Below are 17,596 nucleotides of genomic sequence, written 5' to 3' on the forward strand. Positions count from 1 at the left end.
AGACTACGGACGGTGGACGCGGATGGTTCCGGTTGCTGGCGCAGCCTGCGCGCCCGTCTCGGCCGCGGCAGCGCCGACGTACACCTCGAGATCCTCGGCCGACTGCTGCTTGTCGGCCTGCTCCTGAAGGGCAGAGCGCTGGCGCAGCGGCGGGACCTTGAAGAACCAGCTGAGGACGAACGCGAGCAGGATCACTCCGAGTCCGACCCAGTAGATGCTCACAGCCGATGAGTTGAAGCCCACCATGAACGGCCGCGTCAGGCGAGCGTCAGCCCCCTTGAGGAAGGACGTGTCCGACGTGGTCGACGAGTTGGAGGACTGCGACTGCTTCGCGTTCTGGAGCTGGCTGATCATCGTCGGCACCACCTTGTCGACGACCGCGGTGCGCTGGGCCTGGTTCGAGAAGTCCACCGCCAGGTGGCCGTCGACGACGGAGACGCCCGCCTTCTGAGCTGCCATAGTCAGCGCCTGCTGCTCCGCGGCCGGCTTGGCCGCGGCGACCTGCTGGTCGATGATCGACGGCGCTGCGGCGGCAGGAACGACGCCGGCGGACACCTGCTGCTGCACAGCCGCGGTCACCTTCTGGGTGACGGCCTGGTCAGCCGCCTGCTTGGCCGCGGCGGTGCCCTGGTCGAGCCCGGACTGCATCTGGGTCTTGATGGGCGTCACGATCGGGTTCCAGAGCTGCTGCATCACTCCGGCGTTCGAGGGGTCGCTCGCGACGGACGGCGTGAGGGCCGCATCGAGGGCATTCGTCAGATCAGCCTTGTTCGACATCGCGGTCGTGATGTTGTTGGGCATGAGGGCGAACAGGACCGAGAGCAGGACGGCCGTTCCGAGGGTGCCGCCGATCTGGCGGAAGAACGTTGCCGAGCTCGTGGCGACGCCCATGTCCTGCGGCGGCACCGAGTTCTGGGACGCGAGCGTGAGCGACTGCATGAGCTGGCCGAGGCCGAGGCCGATGAGGAACATCGCGATCATGAGGAACCACAGCGGCTTGTCGATCGACATGAACGTCAGCACGAGGTAGCCGCCCGCGGTGACGAGCGTGCCCGTGATCGGGAAGATGCGGTACCTTCCCGTCCGCGAGACGATCTGGCCGGAGATGATCGACGCGATCATGAGGCCGCCGACCATGGGAAGCGTGGCGAAGCCGGATTCCGTAGGAGTCAGGCCGGTCACGAGCTGAAGGTACAGCGGCAGCGTCAGCATGGCGCCGAACATCGCGAAGCCGACGAGGAAGCCGAGGACGGTCGCCATCGAGAACGTGCCCGAGTGGAACAGGCGGAGCGGAATGATGGCATTGGTCCCCATGGCCCGCTCGACGAAGATGAACGAGACGAGGCCGACGAAACCGATGACGTAGCACGTGATCGAGGCGGCGGAGGTCCAGCCCCAGCCGCGGCCCTGCTCCGCGACGAGGAGCAGCGGGACGAGCGTCGCGATGACGGCGGTGGCGCCCCACCAGTCGATGCGTGCCGTGGACCGGTCGTGGAACTTCGGCAGATGCAGGAATGCGAGCACCATGCCGAGCGCGATGAGGCCGATCGGCACGTTCACTAGGAAGACCCAGCGCCAGCCGGAGATGAAGAGGATCTGGCTCGCGCCGGAGAAGAGGCCGCCGATGAGCGGGCCGACCACGGAGGAAACGGCGAAGACGGCCAGGAAGTAGCCCTGGTACTTGGCGCGTTCGCGCGGGGCGAGGATGTCGCCCATGATTGCGAGCGGAAGCGACATGAGGGCGCCCGCGCCGATGCCCTGGAACGCGCGGAAGGCCGCGAGCATGATCATCGAGGTCGAGAAGGACGACATCATCGAGCCGAGGATGAAGACGGCGAGGCCGAAGATGTAGAGCGGGCGCCGCCCGAACAGGTCGGAGAGCTTGCCGTAGATCGGCGTGGCGATGGTCGACGTGATGAGGTAGGCCGTCGTCACCCACGCCTGCTGGTCGAGGCCGTGCAGATCGTCTCCGATGGTGCGGATCGCGGTGCCGACAATCGTCTGGTCCAGCGAGGAGAGGAACATCCCGGCCATCAGGCCGTAGATGACGAGGAGGATCTGACGGTGCGTCATCACCGGGTTGGGGTGAGCGGCGCTACCGGTGCTTGAGCCGGGGCTGGCTGCTGCATTGGACATGGAGGGCAATCCGAATCTCTCAAAGGGGACTAAGCGAGGCGTCGCGAATGCGCCTCAAACTTGCAGACCCTGCAAGTTTACACACTCTGCAACGAAGACTCCACTCGGGCCTTGGACCTGCACCCACTACCCGCGCTCGCCGCTCCCACGCATCTCTCTCCCCGGGCCGCCTTCTCGCGGCTCGCCGTCGCATGGCGACTGCTTCTGCCGGCGATCCAGGGGGGCTGCTTGATTCGCTTGGAGAACGGTGGGTAAACATTCGGGGAAGAAGGAGGTACTCGGACGTGCCAGAGTTTCACTTGACAGTTCTGCGCTCTGCAGGCTCCGCGCCTGGGAAGTCACCGGCTCCGGAAATCAGCTTCATGGCGAGGGATCTCTCCTCGGCCAGAACGCTCGCGGAGTGCATTATCAGGCAAGACCGCTTCAAGGGGCCGCATGGCGACGAGGCAATGCTCGTGGGGCCAGCCACGGCGCCGCCCTCGCGCTGGACGCGAAGTTCGGGTTGGGCCGACGCCCTCGAACCGGCCAACTGACAGGCAGGGGATTCGCCGGTCCCCCATTCGTGAACCGGCAGAACGGACCCAGCGGGCGCGGCTCGCCGGGTCCGTTCCGCTTTCCTCCGAGGTGGACGCAGGATCTGGACAGAACGGTCTGTCTACCCCTAGCGTTGCGAGTGCGAGGCTCCAGCCCCCGCCGAGAGGAGCCAGCCATGGACGAGAGCGGATACTGCCCCGAGGCCCTCGGAGGCGACCCGCCGGTCGGCGCGTCGCCCGAGACGGTCGTCTACGCGGCCGCAGCCGGGCGGTTCGCCGTCGAACGCTATCGCGACCGCGCGTGGGCAACCTGCCCGCCGCGGAGCTTGGACGAGATCCGGATGCAGGCGCTCGGCCTCCGCGAGGCTCTCGTGCAGATGCTGGGCCGCGAGCCATCGATCGAAGAAGTCGCCGAGGCCCTCCGGCTGGAGGGGGAGGCGGCCCAGGTGGAAGCGGCCAGCCAGGTCCCTTCGGCGTCCACGGTCTGACCTTCCGAGGCGACTGACGCTCAGCGGCTCCGGTCGGCGATGACGGCCTTCGCGTCGCGCATGGACTGGCGGAGGATCTCCACCAGGCTCTGCCCACGGCCGCGGACCCAGAGCGTGAAGGCGACCTTGAAGATGGCGACGCCTTGCTCAGCCGCGAGGCTCGCGGCCGGTTCACGCACCCCGCGCTCGCGCAGCGCCTCGGCCACCGCCGCGGCGAAGGCTGCGAGCTTGATGAGCTCGCGCTCCCTCAGCTCCGCCTTCGAGGAGACGACGGCGTCCCGCAGCCGGACCCGTTCGGGGTCCTCCTCGAGCATCGCGCCCACCGCCTCGAGCGCCGTTCCGACTGCGCTCATGGGAGTGGCCGACGGCGGTGCCCCCGCGACTGCCTTCTTCAGCAGTTCCTGAGCGTGCTCGGTGCCGTAGAAGAGGACCTCGCGCTTGTCCTGGAAATGACGGAAGAAGGTCCGCTCGCTCAGCCCCGCCTTTCCCGCGATCTGCGCGACGGTCGTCTCGTCGAAGCCCTGCTCGACGTAGAGCGCGAGAGCCGCCTGCGCAAGGCGTCCTCTCGCGTTCGGCTCCCATCGACCCATGTACTAGATCATAGGTGATGACAGCGCCTGACATCCGCCCTACACTGATGGCAGCAACTGACATCAGATCGAATGGGAGGGACGTCATGCGCGTTTTCGTCACAGGAGCGTCGGGGTGGATCGGCTCGAACGTGGTGCCCGAGCTTGTCGGCGCCGGACACGAGGTGGTCGGCCTTGCGAGGTCGGAGGAGTCGGCCGCCACCATTGAACGACTGGGCGGGCAAGCCCTTCGCGGCGAGCTGTCCGACCTCGGGGCCCTCCGCGCGGGCGCCGAGGCCTCCGACGGCGTCATACACCTCGCGTTCATCCATGACTTCTCTGACTTCGCTGCTGCGGTACAGGCCGACGCAAACGCGATCGAGGCGCTCGGAGCCGCGCTCGAAGGCTCCGGCCGGCCGCTCGTCATTGCCTCCGGAACCCCTGTGGTCCCAGGTCGGGCTGCCACCGAACGCGACACTAATGCCGCAGACTCACCCGCAGCGGGCCGGGAGAACAACGCCCGGGCGCTCCTGGGGATGTCGGAGCGAGGCGTGCGGCCCGTCGTCGTGCGGCTTCCCCGGACGGTTCACGGGGCAGGCGACGCGCACGGTTTCGTGGCCCGCCTCGTCGCGATCGCCCGTGAGCGGGGGGTCGCGGGCTACGTCGGAGACGGGTCCAACCGCTGGCCGGCCGTCCACGTGCTCGACGCGGCCCACCTGTTCCGACTCGCCGTGGAACAGGCTCCAGCGGGGTCGGTCCTCCACGCCGTGGGGGACGAGGGCGTGGCGATCCGTGACATCGCCGCCGAGATCGGACGCCGTCTGGAGCTTCCGACGGCGTCCGTCCCCGCCGAGCAGTTCGGCTTCCTGGGCCGGATCCTAGCCCAGGACCAGCCCGCCTCGAACGCGCTCACCCGAAACGTGCTCCCGTGGGAGCCGGTCCAGCCCGGACTGCTCGAAGACCTCGCCAAGGGCCACTATTTCGCGTGAGCCCGTGCAGGCGAGGGCCCGGACATCAGCTGCGGCCCACGAGCCTCCGTGCAGCTTCGGCGATCGCATCTGCATCGATCCGGGCCCAGGCCATGAGCTCCTCGCCGGTGCCGGAGCCAGGCATGCCCCGCACGGCAAGGTGCTCGACCTCGAGGCTCGTGCGACGGCGGGAGAGGAGACCCTCGACGACGGCGGAGCCGAGGCCGCCCTCGGGATGATGGTCCTCCACGATGACGAATCGACCCCCGGTCGCGTCGCAGGCGGCCTGCAGGGCGCCCTCGTCGATCGGCTTCAGCGAGTAGCAGTCGATGACCCTGGCGTGGATGCCGTCCTTCTCCAGCGCCTCCGCGGCCTTGAGGCACTCGTGCAGCGTGACGCCAGCACCGACCAGGGTGACGTCGTCGCCCTCCTTGAGCGTCTTCGAGCCGCCGACGGCGAAGTCCTCGTCCGCCCCGTAGAGCACCGGGTAGGCACCGCGCGTCGTCCGAAGGTAGCTGATGCCGCTCGTCTCGGCCATGCGCTCCACCAGCGCCGCCGTGCTGGTCGCGTCGCTCGGGTACAGGACGGTCGAGCCGTGCACGGAGCGCATCATGGAGAGGTCCTCGAGCGCCATCTGGGAGGGGCCGTCCGCGCCGATCTCGATCCCGGCGTGGGAGCCGACGAGCCTCAGGTCCGCCTTCGAGATCGCCCCCATGCGGATGAAGTCGTAGGCGCGGGTGAGGAACGCAGCAAAGGTCGAGGCGAACGCCGTGTAGCCGCGCACGCTGATGCCCGTCGCGGCGGCGATGAGCTGCTGCTCGGCGATGTACATCTCGAAGTAGCGGTCGGGGATCTCGTGGGCGAACTGGTTGGCGTACGTCGAGTTGCTCACCTCGGCATCGAGCGCGACGACAGCCGGGTTTGCGGCCCCCAGTGCGGCGAGGGCCTGGCCATAGGCCTTGCGCGTCGCAACCTTCTCGCCGACGTCGAACTGCGGCAGCTCTGCCTTCCCTGCCTGCCCGCGGGCGGACGCCACGCCGCCTTCCCCGCCGCTGCCCTCGGGAACGGGACCCCGCACCCGTACGTCCCGTTCGCCCCCGAGCTCCTTGATGGCCCTCTCGGCCATGTCCTCGGGGAACGGTTTGCCATGCCAGTCGGGGCTGTCCTCGACTTCGGAGAAGCCCTTGCCCTTGACCGTCTTCGCGATGATGACGGTGGGCTGCTCGCCCGAGGTGTCCTCCGCCGTCGTGAGCGCCTCGTCGATCGCGGCGAGGTCATGCCCGTCGATCACGAGGACGCGCGCCCCGAACGACTCGGCGCGGCGCGCGTAGGCGGCGGTGTCCCAGCCGAGGTCGGTTTCCCCGCGCTGGCCGAGGCGATTCACGTCGACGATCGCGACGAGGTTCGAGAGTTTGTAGTGCGAGGCCTTGTCGAGGGCCTCCCAGATCGAGCCCTCCGCGAATTCGCTGTCGCCGCACAGCACCCACACCCGGTACGGGAGCTTGTCGAGGTACTTGCCGGCGAGGGCAATGCCGACCCCGTCGGGCAGGCCCTGCCCGAGCGAGCCTGTGGCGACGTCGACCCACGGCAGGATGGGGGTCGGATGGCCTTCGAGCCGCTCGCCGAAGCGGCGGTAGCCGTTGAGCAGCTCGTCCTCCGAGACGACGCCGACTGCCCGGAAGACCGAGTACACGAGCGGCGAGGCATGGCCCTTCGAGAAGACCAGATGATCGTTCCGGGCGTCGTCAGGATTGTCCCAGTCGTACCTGAGGTGCCGGCTGACGAGCACGGCCAGCAGGTCCGCGGCGGACATGGACGACGTCGGGTGGCCGGACCCAGCGCTCGTGCTGGAACGCACGGAGTCGACGCGCAATTGTGCGGCTACTTCGGCGACGGTCTCGAGGTCGGGCTTCGTGAGTGTCTCTGTCATCATGCGACCTTTGCGTTCTCGACGATACCGGTAGGACCATTACCCTCCAGGCCGCCGCGGCAAGCAAGGGCCGCCGATCAGACGAGCAGGTCGGGGGGCAGCCCCGAGACGAGGAGCTGGGTCATGGCCTCGCCCGGGATAGGGCGGCTGAAGTAGTAGCCCTGGCCCGATGTGGCCCCGAGGCGCCTCAGGATCTGGGCCTGCTCCGCCGTCTCGATTCCTTCGATGACGGTCGTCAGGCCGCACGCCGCGACGAGGTTGACGACGGCGTTGAGGAACCTCCGCTGCCCCACGTCCTCGACGAGATCCCCGAGGAGCGAGCGGTCGATCTTCGCGCGGGTGACGGGAAGGCGACGCAGGTAGCTGATCGAGGAGTAACCGGTCCCGAAGTCGTCGATGTCGAGCCCCACGCCGAGCCTTCGGAGTCCGTGGAGCGAGTAGGCGTCGACGTCGTCGCCCGCGACGAACGAAGCCTCGGTGAGCTCGAGGGTCAGGTTCTTCGGCTGGACCCCCGCGTCGTCGAGTGCGTGCCGGACCTGCTCGATGAACTCGAAATGCTGCAGTTCGGCGGGCGTGATGTTGACGCTCACCGTGAAGTCGTCGGGCAGGTCGAGGCTTTCCTGCCAGACCTTGAGCTGTGCAAGCGCCCTTCGCAGGACATGCCGGTCGAGCTCCCCGGCGACGCCGAGGCTTTCGGCGAGGGGGATGAACTCGTCTGGGCGGACGGGGCCAAGAGCCGGGTGGGTCCACCGGGAGAGGACTTCGACGCCTTCGATGCGGCCCGAATGCAGGTCGACGATCGGCTGGTAGACAACGCCGATCCTGCCCTCGCGGATCGCGTCGGCGAGGTCGGTGACGATCGTCCGGTGGATCTGGAGCGCGTGGAGCATGAAGGGCTCGAAGACCTTGATGAGCCCACGGCCCTCGGCCTTCGCCGCGTCGAGCGCGACGCCCGCCTCACGGATGATCTCGTTGGCAGGCTGCCCGGCTTCGGCCCCCCGCACCCCGATGCTCACGCTCAGGATGGGGCCGGAGCGGCCGGCGTCGATGCCGCGCACCCCGCGCTGGATGGCTCCGGCGAGCCGCCGCGCTTCGGCGACCGTCGCGTTCTCGAGGAGGACGGCGAACTCGTCGCGGTCGAGTTGGGCGGCCAGACCGCGCTGGCCTACAGCCTCGGAAAGTGTGCGGAGGACCTCGGCGACGATCCGGTCCCCTTCGCCGAGGCCGAGGTTGTAGGTGACCCAGTTGAATGAGTCGAGGCTCACCAGCAGCATGGCCGGAGGTTCGCGCCCGGGCCCGATCGCGTCCACGGCGGAGGCGAGAGCATGCAGCACCTCGCGCGATCGGTCCTGCCAGACGAGCGGAGGCATGGCGCTCTTCTCTCCGTTCACTTGCTGAGTCGACGGTCGACGCTGTCGGGGACACGCGACAGGCCGCACAAATCCGGCAACCCGCTATGACACGTTAGGTGCGTCCTCGCCAGCGATGCAAACGCTGGCGGTGTCGAGAGGGGTCTGGGGCCCGTCCGTGGGGGTGAGCGGCGTGAAGGAAACGTTGAGCGAGTCCGTGATGAGGGTGCCCTGGGCCCTGTCGCAGCCGAGCTCCCGGAGCACCTCGAGCTGGCCCGGGCGTTCGATCCCGGGCGCGCACACGGCCATTCCGAGGGCGTGGCCCATGTTGACGACGCCGCCCAGGATGACGGCGTCCGTCGGATCGACGTCGATCCGGGCCGTGAGCGACGAGGCCGCGTTGAGCACGCTGAAGGGCAGGCTGCGGAGGAGCGTCATCGTGGCGTGCTCGCTCCCGTAGCAGTCGAGGGCGATCGCGACGCCCGCACTGCGCAGTTCCCTGAGCTGCGCAGCGGCATGCTCCGGGTCCACGAGTGCGACACGTCCGCCGAAGCAGAGCTGGAGGGACGTTCCGGGAAGGCCATGGCGTTCGAGGGCCTCGAGGACGTCTTTCGCGAGGCTTCCGGTTGAGAGCCACGCGGGGGAGACGTTGACCGCGATCAGGCTCGGGCGCCGAGCTCGGGGGCGTCCCAGCTGAGCTGGGCCTGGAGGCTCGAGCAGGAGCCGCTGGCCAAGTCGAGCACCGGTTCGAAGGAGACGTCGAACGCGTCGGCCTCGATCGCCTCGGCGAGGCGCCGTCGGATCTGCGCGAGCCGCGCGAAGGGGTCGCTCTCGTGGCGATTGAGGCGCTGGACGCGCTGCTTGCCCTGCTGCTTCCCGGCGAGCATGGCTCCGTCCGCGTGCCGCAGGAGTGCGTTGAGTGGGCCGAGCTCGTCGTCGTCGTCGATCTCCTTCGCCATCGCCAAGCCGATGGTGGCCGAGAGCTGGAGGGACTGGTCGCCGAAGGGCATCGGCTCGAGGATCGCGTCGAGGACCCTCTGGCCGACCTTCTGTGCGTCGGCTTCGGAGATGTCGCTCAGGAGGGCGATGAACTCGTCGCCGCCGAGCCGGACCGCGACGTCACTCGTTCGCAGCGAGGCCTTCAGCCGTTCGCTGAACTGGACCAGGATGTCGTTGCCCGCGTCGTGGCCGTGGGTGTCGTTGACGGTCTTGAAGTTGTCGAGGTCGACGTAGAGGATGGCCGTTCGCTCGGGATCGGACATCTGCAGGAGCGAGGGCCCCTGCTCCGAGAGCCAGCGCCGGTTCGGCAGACCCGTGAGCGCATCGTGCCAGGCGGCGTAGCGGAGCGTCGCTGAGAGCTCTTCGAAGACGCGGGATACGGCGACGGCGCGCGGGCCGTCCTGGTCCACGAGCAGGAAGTCGTCGTATCGGACGGCCTCGGGGCGCGCGAGGGCGAGGTCGGCTGCGGCATCGAGGCCGATGTCGGCCTGCACGACGAGCTGGGACTCCGGCAGGAGCTTCTCCACGGTGCTCCGCGCGTTCAGTGCCCGGCCGTAGCCTAGGCGCCCCGAGAGCTGGTAGTCGACTTGGCTCCGCGCGAGCAGCGCCCAAGTTCCCTCGGAGCGCGAGACGGCTACCGCGCGGAGGCCCCGGTCGTGGCGGAACAGCTCGTCCACGAACTGGACGGGGGCATCGGCCGGAACGACCGGGATCGGTACGCCGAGCTCCCCGATGCAATCGACGGGAGGACGCTTCTCGAGCGTAGCTCGCCAGCTCGGAACGCTGGGATCAGCGCCCACGTATCGTCTCTCCTGCCACTGGGCGGATAATTGGACATGTACATCTTCAATGCTACGCGCTGGTAGATTATGGTGGTGCGCACTCCATGGTTCCAGCGCGTCGTCGGCCTTCTCATCCTGGCCGCCGTGGCTCTCGCCGCCGCCCTCCTCTGGTGGGGGGTCGCCGCGAGCGAGCCACCCACCCTCTGGGCGCCCGTTCAGCTCACCCTCGCGGGAGCCTGGACCATACTGTACGACGCCCACGCGCCGGACACCCGCGTCGTCGTCGCCGCGATCGCCGTCGCCGTCCTCCTCGGCGCCGCCGTGGCCTTCACGGAGCGCCTCATAGCGAACCGCACCCGGCGCACTCCCGCCCACGTCAGGACGCGCCCGATCGCGCCCAAGACCATCATGGCTGCGACCCGCGGGGTCTTCGCAGGCCACATGACGTTCACGGTCCTCATCCCGGCGCACAACGAAGAGGCGTCGCTGCCGGCGACCCTGGCATCGCTGCTCGCCCAGAACCGGCCGCCTGAACGCATCATCGTCGTCGCCGACAACTGCACCGACGGAACGGTCGACGTCGCGAGGAGCGCGGGCGTGGAGGTCTTCGAGACTTCCGGCAACACTGCGAAGAAGGGTGGGGCCCTGAACCAGGCTCTCCGCGAGGTGCTTCCCACCCAGGGCGACAACGACGTCGTCATGATCATGGACGCCGACACCACGCTCGACGACGGCTTCCTCGCCGAGGCATCGCGTCACTTCACCGACGATCGTGCGCTCATGGCGGTCGGCGGCCTCTTCTATGGGGAGCCCGGCCACGGCCTCATCGGCCAGTTCCAGCGCAACGAGTACGCGCGGTACAGCAGGGAGATCCAGCGGCGGCGCGGGCGCGTCTTCGTGCTGACCGGCACGGCGTCCGTCTTCCGTCCCGCCGCGCTGCGCGCCGTGGCCGAGAGCCGGGGCGTCCAGCTTCCCGGCCGCAACGGCGACGTCTACGACACCGCCGCCCTCACGGAGGACAACGAGCTCACGCTCGCTATCAAATCCCTCGGCGGCCTCACGGTCTCGCCGTCGCAGTGCACCGTCTCGACCGAGCTCATGCCCACGTGGCGCATGCTCTGGGCGCAGCGGCTCCGGTGGCAGCGCGGCGCACTCGAGAACCTCGGCGCGTACGGCGTCACGCCCCAGACACTCCGGTACTGGGCCCAGCAGGTCGGGATCGGCTACAGCGTGATCGCGCTCGGTGCGTACCTCGTGCTGTTCGCGCTCATGATCCTCGCCGTGGACTCCTGGGTATGGTTCCCGTTCTGGATCGGACTCGGATCGCTGTTCATCGTCGAGCGCGTCGTGACCGTCTGGAAGGGCGGCTGGGCCGCTCGCCTGCTCGCGGCGACGATCCTGCCCGAACTTCTCTTCGACATGTTCCTCAACATCGTCTACGTCAAGGGCATCCTGGACATCACCCGCGGGCGGCAGGCCACGTGGAAGCACCTCGCCAAGGGGACCGGCTCGGCCGCCCGCGCGACGGCGACAGACGAGAAGGCGAAGATCGCATGATCACTGCTCCCGTGCAGCTGCCCCTCGCCCAGGGCGTGACAGCACCGCTCGGTGTCCTCCTTCCGCAGTCGATCCTCGAGACGAACACGTTCAACGTCCTCATGACGTTCGTGGCGATCAACACGCTCCTGTATGTTGCGCTCTCGATCCTCAAGGTGCTGCCGCGCGTGCGGATCCCGTTCCGCCGCCGCTACCGGCGCTCGGAGACCCGCAGCATCTACCCCGACGGGCCGCTCTGACGGTTCGCGTGTGCGCCGGCCGGGCTCCCTTGAAGCTCTTACCGGGGGGCCGTCCCGGCCGATAGGGGATGGGGAAAGCGCTACTGCACCACCCGCCCCACCAGAAACGGCCACATGATCGTCGTCACCCGCCTCAACGGGTCCCGCTTCGCGGTCAACCCCGACCTCCTCGAGCGTGTCCAGGAGAATCCCGACACCACGCTCGTGATGGTCGGCGGGACGACCTACGTGGTCCAGGAGAGCTTGGCCGAGGTCATCGACCTCGTCGCGAGGTACCGCGCGACCATTCTCGCGACGGCCCGCGGCCTGCCCGCCGTCGAAGGCCAGCACCTGAGCCTCGTGCCCCCTCCTGACGGCGCGACGGGCCCCTCGACCGCCACACCCCTGCGGCCTGGACAGCACTAGGAAGGCCCCATGGATCCCTCAATCATCATCGGCCTGGTCTTGGCCTTCGGCTCCGTGGTCGCGATCGTGACCATGGAGGGGGCGAGCGTCTCGGCGCTCCTTCTGCCGCCGCCCATGATCCTCGTGTTCGGCGCAACGCTCGCCGTCGGCCTCGCAGGGAACACGCTCAAGGACACGCTGCAGGCGTTCAAGGCCATGCCCAAAGCGCTCCTCGGCAAGGCTCCCAAACCACAGGAGAGCATCGACCGGATCATCGGGCTTGCGGAGAAGGCCCGTGCGGAGGGACTCCTCTCGCTCGAAGCCGAGGCGACAGATGCCACCGACCCGTTCCTCGCACGGGCACTCCAGAACGTCGCGGACGGCACCGACGGCGAGGAGCTCCGCGTCATGATGGAGGACGAGATCGGCACGCGCTCGCGGGCCGACCACGCGAACGCCCGGTTCTTCGCGGCCCTCGGCGGCTACGCCCCGACGATCGGCATCATCGGCACCGTCGTCTCGCTCACCCACGTCCTCGAGAACCTCTCGGACCCGACGAGCCTCGGCCCGATGATCGCGAGTGCGTTCGTGGCGACACTCTGGGGCCTGCTCTCGGCCAACTTCATCTGGCTGCCCTTCTCCTCCCGCATCACGCGGCTCTCGGAACTCGAGATCGAGCGGATGACGCTCATCATGGAGGGCGTTCTCGCGGTGCAGGAAGGCGCCCAGCCGATGCTGCTCGCCGACCGCCTCCGGGCGATGGTCCCCGACCACCATTTCAAGGGCAAGGGGAAGGCGGACGCGAAGGAGAACGTGAGGGCCGCGGCGTGAGGGGGACAGCATGAGTCCCCGACGCCGTCGTCCGCTCAGGAAGCCTGCCGAATTCCACGCAGACGAGCGCTGGGCCGTCTCCTACATGGACATGATCACGGTCCTCTTCTGCCTTTTCGTCGTGCTGTTCGCGATGTCCACGGTCGACCAGAACAAGTTCGAGAAACTGCGGAACTCGCTCGCGACGGGCTTCGGGACGACCATCACGCAGAAGATCGACACCGCAACGGGCACTGTCGTGCCGCCGGACCAGGCGAACAAGGATGCCCAGGGCTTCACGAACCTCGACCTCGCGTTGAAGGAGGTCGATCGGCTGAGCGCGCTCGAGAAGCAGATGAACGACCGGCTGACCGCTCGGGGACTCGCGCAGGACGTGCAGTTCCAGATCGACCAGCGGGGCCTCACCGTCAAGCTCGTGGGATCGGAGACCTTCTTCCAGCCCGACAGTTCAGAGCTCACCCAGCGCGCCCACCAAGTGCTCGACGCCTTGACACCGGTCATGGTCCCGACGAACCTCGACGTCTCGATCGAAGGCCATGCCGCGAATGCCATCACGGCCTACCCCTCGGTGTGGGAGCTCTCAGCCGAGCGGGCCACGAAGGTCCTGCGCTACATGGTCGAGCAGGACGGATTGCCTGGGCCCCGGGTCGGTGCGACCGGATTCGGCTCGTCCCGTCCCGTGAATGCCGACAGGACCGAGGCCGAGCACGAGCAGAACCGACGCGTGGACATCGTGGTCCTCTCCGATCAGCCGGAGACCGTGCGGGCGCTCATTCCCGAGGCGCTCGAGGCGCGGGCGGCTCAGAAGTAGGCCCGACGGCGGGGCGTCGCCCCCTGACGGAAGGAACCCCCGGTGCCGCCGAAGCGGGCCGGGGGTTCCTTCCGATCAGTTCTCGGTATCAGGCGCCGTAGGCCGAACCGGTGGGACGGTCGAAGCGCTGCCCCTGCGGGTTCGGGCCGAGAAGCGTCATGATGAGGACGATGATGCCTCCGACGAAGGGGACGAGCCCGAGGAGGATCATCCAACCGCTCAGGTTGACATCGTGAAGCCGACGGACGGTCAGCGCGAGGGTGGGGACGATGATGGCCAGGCTCCACACTCCGATGAGGATGAAGCCGATCACGGCGAGGGGGCCGGGGGCGGTGCTCGTGACGCCGTTGGCGTCCGTGGTGGTCACCATGCCCGTCCAGATCGGGATCTCAAGAACAAGCGTGATGATGACGCTGGCCAGCACCCACCACCAGTACTCGCTCCGGCTGGCGCGGCCCGAGAAGGTCGCGTACTTCTTGAAGAAGCGCTTGACGGCCTCCATGAACGGGGCCCCGTAGTAGGGGGCCGCGAGCGGCGGAGCGGTCGTGGTGGTTGATGCAGATGTGGGGTACTGCGGCGCGGTCATGGTTCCCCTAGGGTCGGGTTGCGGACGCGCTCATCATATGGGCGGGTTTACATGTAAAACATGACGTCTGAATGAATTTTTGTTTATGACGCGAACCACCGAATTCGGGCCGGTCGCCGCGGCGGTCAGGGGACGGCGAAGCCCTTGCTTAACGCGTGCCCGCCCCTGCCGATAGTCGCCCCCGTGACGGTGCAGGACCGCGAAGCGATCGCCTCGAGACTCGTTGAGGCCTACGACTTCCGGCGTCCCACGACCCTTGCACGCGAGCACAGCCGCATCCTCGAGGCGGGCTTCGAGAGCTTCTCCCGCCAATGGGGCACGCAGCTGACGGCGAAGGTCCGCGCCAAGTCGACGGTCACCGCGGAATCGGTCGTCATGCAGACCTACGACGAATACGTTGCATCGCTGCCCGCGACGACGTCGATGGTCCTCTGCGCTGTCGAGGACGCTCCCGCCAAGGCGGTCCTCCAGTTTCCGACCCCGGCCGCGCTCGGGTGGGTCGCGCGGATGCTCGGCGGCCACAGCGACAGGAGCGGCGTCGAGCGCAAATTCACGCCGCTCGAATATGCGCTCATCAAGAGCCTGGTCGACGAAGCCCTCGAGGTCCTGGCCTACTCGCTGAGCGGGCTGCTTCCCGTGCCCCCGCGGGTCGAGGCCATCCAGTACAACTCGCAGTTCGCCCAGGCTGCTGCGACCACGGACCTCATGATCGTCGTGGCCTTCACGGTGCACGTCGGCGACTCGGCGGCCGCCGTCACGCTCGCGATCCCCGCGGACGCGCTCCTCCCGCAGCTCGGCGCCGTCAATCCCATGGCGAGCATCGCGAACGCCCGCGAGCTCGTCGGCGGCCAGATCGCCGAAGTGCCGATCGAGGTCGCGGTCCGGCTCGAGCCCGCAGCCGTCACCCCGGCGCAGGTCCTCAACCTCGCGGTCGGGGACACGCTCGCCCTTCCACACCCCGAGCACCACCCCTTCCATGTCGCGGTCGGCGGAAAGGTCCTCGCCCAGGCGATGGTCGTGCGGAAAGGGTCGCGCGTCGCCGCCCGGATCGTCCCCTCGCCCCAGAACGCGCCCCTATCCGCTGAGGAGAAGCACCTTTGAGCAACCTGGCCCTCCACGCCGCAGCCGCAGACCGTCTCGCCGCGTCCCTCCCAGTGCCGGGTCTCGCGGTCACGGGAGCCGTCGCGCCGGCCGTCGCGGCTCCGCACGCGGCGCTCGCGGTCTCGGCGTCGTTCGTAGGCGCGCTCACCGCTGACTTCGCGCTGGCCCTGGCCAGCACTGACTTCGTCGCCGAGGCCGGCGGCGGCCCGGAGGCGCAGACGACGGCGGTGCTGCGGCCTGCCTTCGAGCGCGCCGCCGAGGCACTCGAGGGAGGAGTCCTCTCCGAGCTCCTCGAGGGGGATGCCACGGCGCTCTTCGTGGACCCCGCCACGGCGGTGTACGAGATCTCGGACGGGCTGGCCCCCTTCGGGTGGTTCGCTGTGCGCGTGCACGAAGGGGTCGCGGCGCCGTCCGATCAGAGCGATTCCTCCTTCGTGGCGCGACTGGGGCGAATCCACGACGTCGAGATGGCCCTCACGGTGGAGATCGGCCGAACGCGGATGAGCATCCGCGATGCGCTCGCGATGGAGCCCGGCCGGGTCATCGAGCTGGACCGATCCGCCGGAGCGCCGGTCGACGTGCTGCTCAACGGGCGGAAGATCGCCCTCGGCGAGGTCGTCGTCGTCGACCAGGACTATGGCGTGCGGATCACGCGCATCCTCGATGTCGCCGAGGCTCCCCGCTGAATGGACTCGCTCATCCTGGGGCTCCGGGTCCTCGTCTCGCTTGCCGCCGTGCTCGGTCTCATGTGGCTCCTGCACCGGCGGCTGCGGCGCGGGTCGGCCCCCGGCAGGGCCAAGGCGCTGACCGTGGTCTCGCGCCAGACGGTCGGGCCGAAGGCCTCGGTCGTGCTCGTCGACACAGACGGCCGCCGGTTCCTGCTCGGCGTCACGGAGCACGGGATCAGCGTCCTGCACAGCGGGGACGCGCCCGCGGCCGAACCCCTCGTCATCTCGGGGCGCGGGGAGCCGCTCGCCCCCCTCGGCATCACGGAGCCAGGGGAACCGCTCACGCGCCGCTCTGCACGCCAGGCCGCAGGGGGCGCTGCCTTCGACCGCGAGCTGCGGCGGCAGCTCGGGGCAGGGAGCGCTCCGGCGCAGCCGCTCGCGGGCTCGGTCCTCGATCCGGCGACGTGGCGGGCAGCGCTCGGCGTGCTCCGGGCCGGTCGCAGGCCATGACGCACAGCGGCATCGCGCGCAGGGCCAGCCGGATCGCCGTCGTCGTCCTCCTCGCCGCGGTGACGGTCTACGCCGTGCTGCTCCTCGCGTCCTCAGCCGGGCACGCGGCCGTCCTCCACACACCGCTCGGGCCCACCGACCCCGTGGGACCCACCGCGCCCACCGCACCGGCAACGCCGTCCCCGGCCCCCACGTCAACGGGGAGCGGGACCCTCAACCTGCAGATCAACGCGCCGGACAACGCGCCCTCGTCGGCGGTCGTGACCCTCATCGGCATCACGCTGCTCTCTGTCGCCCCCGCGCTCCTGCTCATGATGACCTCGTTCACGAAGATCTTCGTGGTGCTCTCCATGACCCGGAACGCCCTCGGGCTGCAGTCCGTCCCGCCGAACCAGGTGATCGCGGGCCTCGCCCTCTTCCTCTCGCTGTTCATCATGTGGCCGGTCGTGAGCGACATCAACACGCATGCCGTGCAGCCCTACCTCAACGGCCACCTCGACTTCGGCGGCGCGTTCAACGCCGCGACCGGGCCGCTCTCGAAGTTCATGGCCGCCCACACGCGGCAGGAGGACATCGCCCTCATGACCCGCGCGGCCGGCCTCGCCAACCCCGCTTCGCCGGACGCGACACCGCTCCAGACGCTCATCCCGGCGTTCATGATCTCTGAGCTCCGGGCCGCCTTCATCATCGGGTTCGTCATCTTCGTCCCGTTCCTCATCATCGACCTCGTCGTCTCCGCCGCGCTCATGTCGATGGGCATGATGATGCTCCCGCCCGTCATGATCTCCCTCCCGTTCAAGATCCTGCTGTTCGTCCTCGTGGACGGCTGGGACCTCATCATCACGTCGCTCATCAAGAGCTACCAGGGAGGCTGAGCGTGAACACGGCCGCCGTCCTCGACATCTGCATGCAGGCGCTCATTGCCGCCGCGAAGCTGTCCGCGCCCGTGCTCGTGACGAGTCTCGTGGTGGGACTCGCGATCTCGCTCGTCCAGTCGATCACCCAGCTCCAGGAGGCCACCCTCTCCTTCGTGCCCAAGGCGGTCGCCGTGGCGATCGCGCTCGTCGTGTGCGGGAACTGGATGATCTCCGAGATGGTCGGCTTCACGAACGACCTCTTCGCCCGCATCCCGTCGCTCCTCCATTCGCCGTGACG

General features: G+C 68.6%; 19 protein-coding genes. 12 read left to right on the forward strand and 7 right to left on the reverse strand.

Annotated features, from left to right (window positions below; all coding sequences use genetic code 11):
• Positions 1-3 precede the first annotated feature (3 nt).
• On the reverse strand, positions 4-2,073 hold the full coding sequence (locus E6A21_RS16540) for an MDR family MFS transporter (protein WP_138445264.1): 2,070 nt from the start codon (positions 2,071-2,073) through the stop codon (positions 4-6).
• Between the two features lie 772 nt (positions 2,074-2,845).
• Here E6A21_RS16540 and E6A21_RS16545 point away from each other — a divergent pair.
• On the forward strand, positions 2,846-3,157 hold the full coding sequence (locus E6A21_RS16545; protein WP_138445265.1) for a sigma-70 family RNA polymerase sigma factor: 312 nt from the start codon (positions 2,846-2,848) through the stop codon (positions 3,155-3,157).
• A 20-nt stretch (positions 3,158-3,177) separates the two neighbouring features.
• Here the strand turns inward: E6A21_RS16545 and E6A21_RS16550 are convergent, their stop codons facing one another.
• Positions 3,178-3,747: a TetR family transcriptional regulator gene (locus E6A21_RS16550; RefSeq protein WP_138445266.1), complete on the reverse strand. Its 570-nt coding sequence runs from the start codon at positions 3,745-3,747 to the stop codon at positions 3,178-3,180.
• Between the two features lie 86 nt (positions 3,748-3,833).
• Between E6A21_RS16550 and E6A21_RS16555 the strand changes: the two genes are divergently transcribed.
• On the forward strand, positions 3,834-4,715 hold the full coding sequence (locus E6A21_RS16555) for an SDR family oxidoreductase (RefSeq protein ID WP_138445267.1): 882 nt from the start codon (positions 3,834-3,836) through the stop codon (positions 4,713-4,715).
• A 25-nt stretch (positions 4,716-4,740) separates the two neighbouring features.
• Here the strand turns inward: E6A21_RS16555 and E6A21_RS16560 are convergent, their stop codons facing one another.
• The 4 genes from E6A21_RS16560 to E6A21_RS16575 all read right to left on the reverse strand — a co-directional run bounded on the left by E6A21_RS16560 (position 4,741) and on the right by E6A21_RS16575 (position 9,772).
• Positions 4,741-6,627 carry a transketolase gene (locus E6A21_RS16560; protein ID WP_212745968.1) on the reverse strand — a complete coding sequence of 629 codons (1,887 nt, stop codon included), beginning with the start codon at positions 6,625-6,627 and terminating at the stop codon, positions 4,741-4,743.
• 74 nt (positions 6,628-6,701) lie between these two features.
• On the reverse strand, positions 6,702-7,994 hold the full coding sequence (locus E6A21_RS16565) for a putative bifunctional diguanylate cyclase/phosphodiesterase (protein WP_138445268.1): 1,293 nt from the start codon (positions 7,992-7,994) through the stop codon (positions 6,702-6,704).
• Between the two features lie 84 nt (positions 7,995-8,078).
• Entirely contained in the window at positions 8,079-8,693 is a 615-nt protein-coding gene (locus tag E6A21_RS16570; protein ID WP_138445269.1) for an EAL domain-containing protein, read from the reverse strand.
• Positions 8,633-9,772 (reverse strand): GGDEF domain-containing protein, encoded by a 1,140-nt coding sequence (locus E6A21_RS16575; RefSeq protein WP_171041448.1) that lies wholly within the window; start codon positions 9,770-9,772, stop codon positions 8,633-8,635. The genes E6A21_RS16570 and E6A21_RS16575 overlap by 61 nt, the downstream gene beginning before the upstream one ends.
• A 69-nt stretch (positions 9,773-9,841) precedes the next feature.
• On the opposite strand from E6A21_RS16575, the gene E6A21_RS16580 reads away from it, so the two are divergent.
• The 5 genes from E6A21_RS16580 (at position 9,842) to E6A21_RS16600 (ending at position 13,576) form a co-directional block, all read left to right on the forward strand.
• Complete coding sequence (locus tag E6A21_RS16580; protein WP_138445271.1) at positions 9,842-11,311, forward strand: glycosyltransferase family 2 protein; 1,470 nt, start codon at positions 9,842-9,844, stop codon at positions 11,309-11,311.
• Positions 11,308-11,550, forward strand: a complete 243-nt coding sequence (locus tag E6A21_RS16585) for a hypothetical protein (protein ID WP_138445272.1) — start codon at positions 11,308-11,310, stop codon at positions 11,548-11,550. Before E6A21_RS16580 ends, E6A21_RS16585 begins: the two co-directional genes overlap by 4 nt.
• A gap of 114 nt (positions 11,551-11,664) precedes the next feature.
• The gene (locus E6A21_RS16590) at positions 11,665-11,955 is read left to right on the forward strand and encodes a flagellar FlbD family protein (RefSeq protein ID WP_138445273.1); all 291 of its coding nucleotides are present in this window, start codon (positions 11,665-11,667) and stop codon (positions 11,953-11,955) included.
• Positions 11,956-11,964: 9 nt separating this feature from the next.
• Complete coding sequence (locus E6A21_RS16595; protein ID WP_138445274.1) at positions 11,965-12,765, forward strand: motility protein A; 801 nt, start codon at positions 11,965-11,967, stop codon at positions 12,763-12,765.
• 10 nt (positions 12,766-12,775) lie between these two features.
• Complete coding sequence (locus tag E6A21_RS16600; RefSeq protein ID WP_138445275.1) at positions 12,776-13,576, forward strand: OmpA/MotB family protein; 801 nt, start codon at positions 12,776-12,778, stop codon at positions 13,574-13,576.
• Between the two features lie 88 nt (positions 13,577-13,664).
• On the opposite strand, the gene E6A21_RS16605 is transcribed toward E6A21_RS16600, so the two are convergent.
• The gene (locus tag E6A21_RS16605; protein WP_138445276.1) at positions 13,665-14,162 is read right to left on the reverse strand and encodes a DUF805 domain-containing protein; all 498 of its coding nucleotides are present in this window, start codon (positions 14,160-14,162) and stop codon (positions 13,665-13,667) included.
• A gap of 183 nt (positions 14,163-14,345) precedes the next feature.
• On the opposite strand from E6A21_RS16605, the gene E6A21_RS16610 reads away from it, so the two are divergent.
• The 5 genes from E6A21_RS16610 to fliQ are packed head-to-tail and all read left to right on the forward strand — an operon-like array spanning position 14,346 to position 17,594.
• A complete protein-coding gene (locus tag E6A21_RS16610) occupies positions 14,346-15,263 on the forward strand; it encodes a flagellar motor switch protein FliM (protein WP_138445277.1) in 918 nt (305 codons plus the stop codon).
• Positions 15,260-15,949, forward strand: a complete 690-nt coding sequence (fliN, locus tag E6A21_RS16615) for a flagellar motor switch protein FliN (protein ID WP_246036587.1) — start codon at positions 15,260-15,262, stop codon at positions 15,947-15,949. The genes E6A21_RS16610 and fliN overlap by 4 nt, the downstream gene beginning before the upstream one ends.
• Positions 15,950-16,441, forward strand: a complete 492-nt coding sequence (gene fliO, locus E6A21_RS16620) for a flagellar biosynthetic protein FliO (protein ID WP_138445278.1) — start codon at positions 15,950-15,952, stop codon at positions 16,439-16,441.
• Positions 16,438-17,316, forward strand: coding sequence for a flagellar type III secretion system pore protein FliP (gene fliP / locus E6A21_RS16625; RefSeq protein WP_138445279.1), 879 nt, complete (start codon positions 16,438-16,440; stop codon positions 17,314-17,316). Before fliO ends, fliP begins: the two co-directional genes overlap by 4 nt.
• A gap of 2 nt (positions 17,317-17,318) precedes the next feature.
• The gene (fliQ, locus tag E6A21_RS16630) at positions 17,319-17,594 is read left to right on the forward strand and encodes a flagellar biosynthesis protein FliQ (RefSeq protein WP_138445280.1); all 276 of its coding nucleotides are present in this window, start codon (positions 17,319-17,321) and stop codon (positions 17,592-17,594) included.
• Positions 17,595-17,596: the final 2 nt, after the last annotated feature.

It is taken from the genome of Sinomonas susongensis, from assembly GCF_005877005.1.
Taxonomy (GTDB): domain Bacteria; phylum Actinomycetota; class Actinomycetes; order Actinomycetales; family Micrococcaceae; genus Sinomonas; species Sinomonas susongensis.

Excerpts from the sequence above, each read along its gene's own strand:
- E6A21_RS16565 (WP_138445268.1), bottom strand. The coding sequence starts at position 7,994 with ATGCCTCCGCTCGTCTGGCAGGACCGATCGCGCGAGGTGCTGCATGCT.
- E6A21_RS16590 (WP_138445273.1), top strand. The coding sequence starts at position 11,665 with ATGATCGTCGTCACCCGCCTCAACGGGTCCCGCTTCGCGGTCAACCCC.
- E6A21_RS16555 (WP_138445267.1), top strand. The coding sequence starts at position 3,834 with ATGCGCGTTTTCGTCACAGGAGCGTCGGGGTGGATCGGCTCGAACGTG.
- E6A21_RS16585 (WP_138445272.1), top strand. The coding sequence starts at position 11,308 with ATGATCACTGCTCCCGTGCAGCTGCCCCTCGCCCAGGGCGTGACAGCA.
- E6A21_RS16550 (WP_138445266.1), bottom strand. The coding sequence starts at position 3,747 with ATGGGTCGATGGGAGCCGAACGCGAGAGGACGCCTTGCGCAGGCGGCT.
- E6A21_RS16560 (WP_212745968.1), bottom strand. The coding sequence starts at position 6,627 with ATGATGACAGAGACACTCACGAAGCCCGACCTCGAGACCGTCGCCGAA.
- E6A21_RS16545 (WP_138445265.1), top strand. The coding sequence starts at position 2,846 with ATGGACGAGAGCGGATACTGCCCCGAGGCCCTCGGAGGCGACCCGCCG.
- E6A21_RS16605 (WP_138445276.1), bottom strand. The coding sequence starts at position 14,162 with ATGACCGCGCCGCAGTACCCCACATCTGCATCAACCACCACGACCGCT.
- E6A21_RS16600 (WP_138445275.1), top strand. The coding sequence starts at position 12,776 with ATGAGTCCCCGACGCCGTCGTCCGCTCAGGAAGCCTGCCGAATTCCAC.
- fliO (WP_138445278.1), top strand. The coding sequence starts at position 15,950 with ATGGACTCGCTCATCCTGGGGCTCCGGGTCCTCGTCTCGCTTGCCGCC.
- E6A21_RS16595 (WP_138445274.1), top strand. The coding sequence starts at position 11,965 with ATGGATCCCTCAATCATCATCGGCCTGGTCTTGGCCTTCGGCTCCGTG.
- E6A21_RS16580 (WP_138445271.1), top strand. The coding sequence starts at position 9,842 with ATGGTGGTGCGCACTCCATGGTTCCAGCGCGTCGTCGGCCTTCTCATC.
- E6A21_RS16540 (WP_138445264.1), bottom strand. The coding sequence starts at position 2,073 with ATGACGCACCGTCAGATCCTCCTCGTCATCTACGGCCTGATGGCCGGG.
- fliP (WP_138445279.1), top strand. The coding sequence starts at position 16,438 with ATGACGCACAGCGGCATCGCGCGCAGGGCCAGCCGGATCGCCGTCGTC.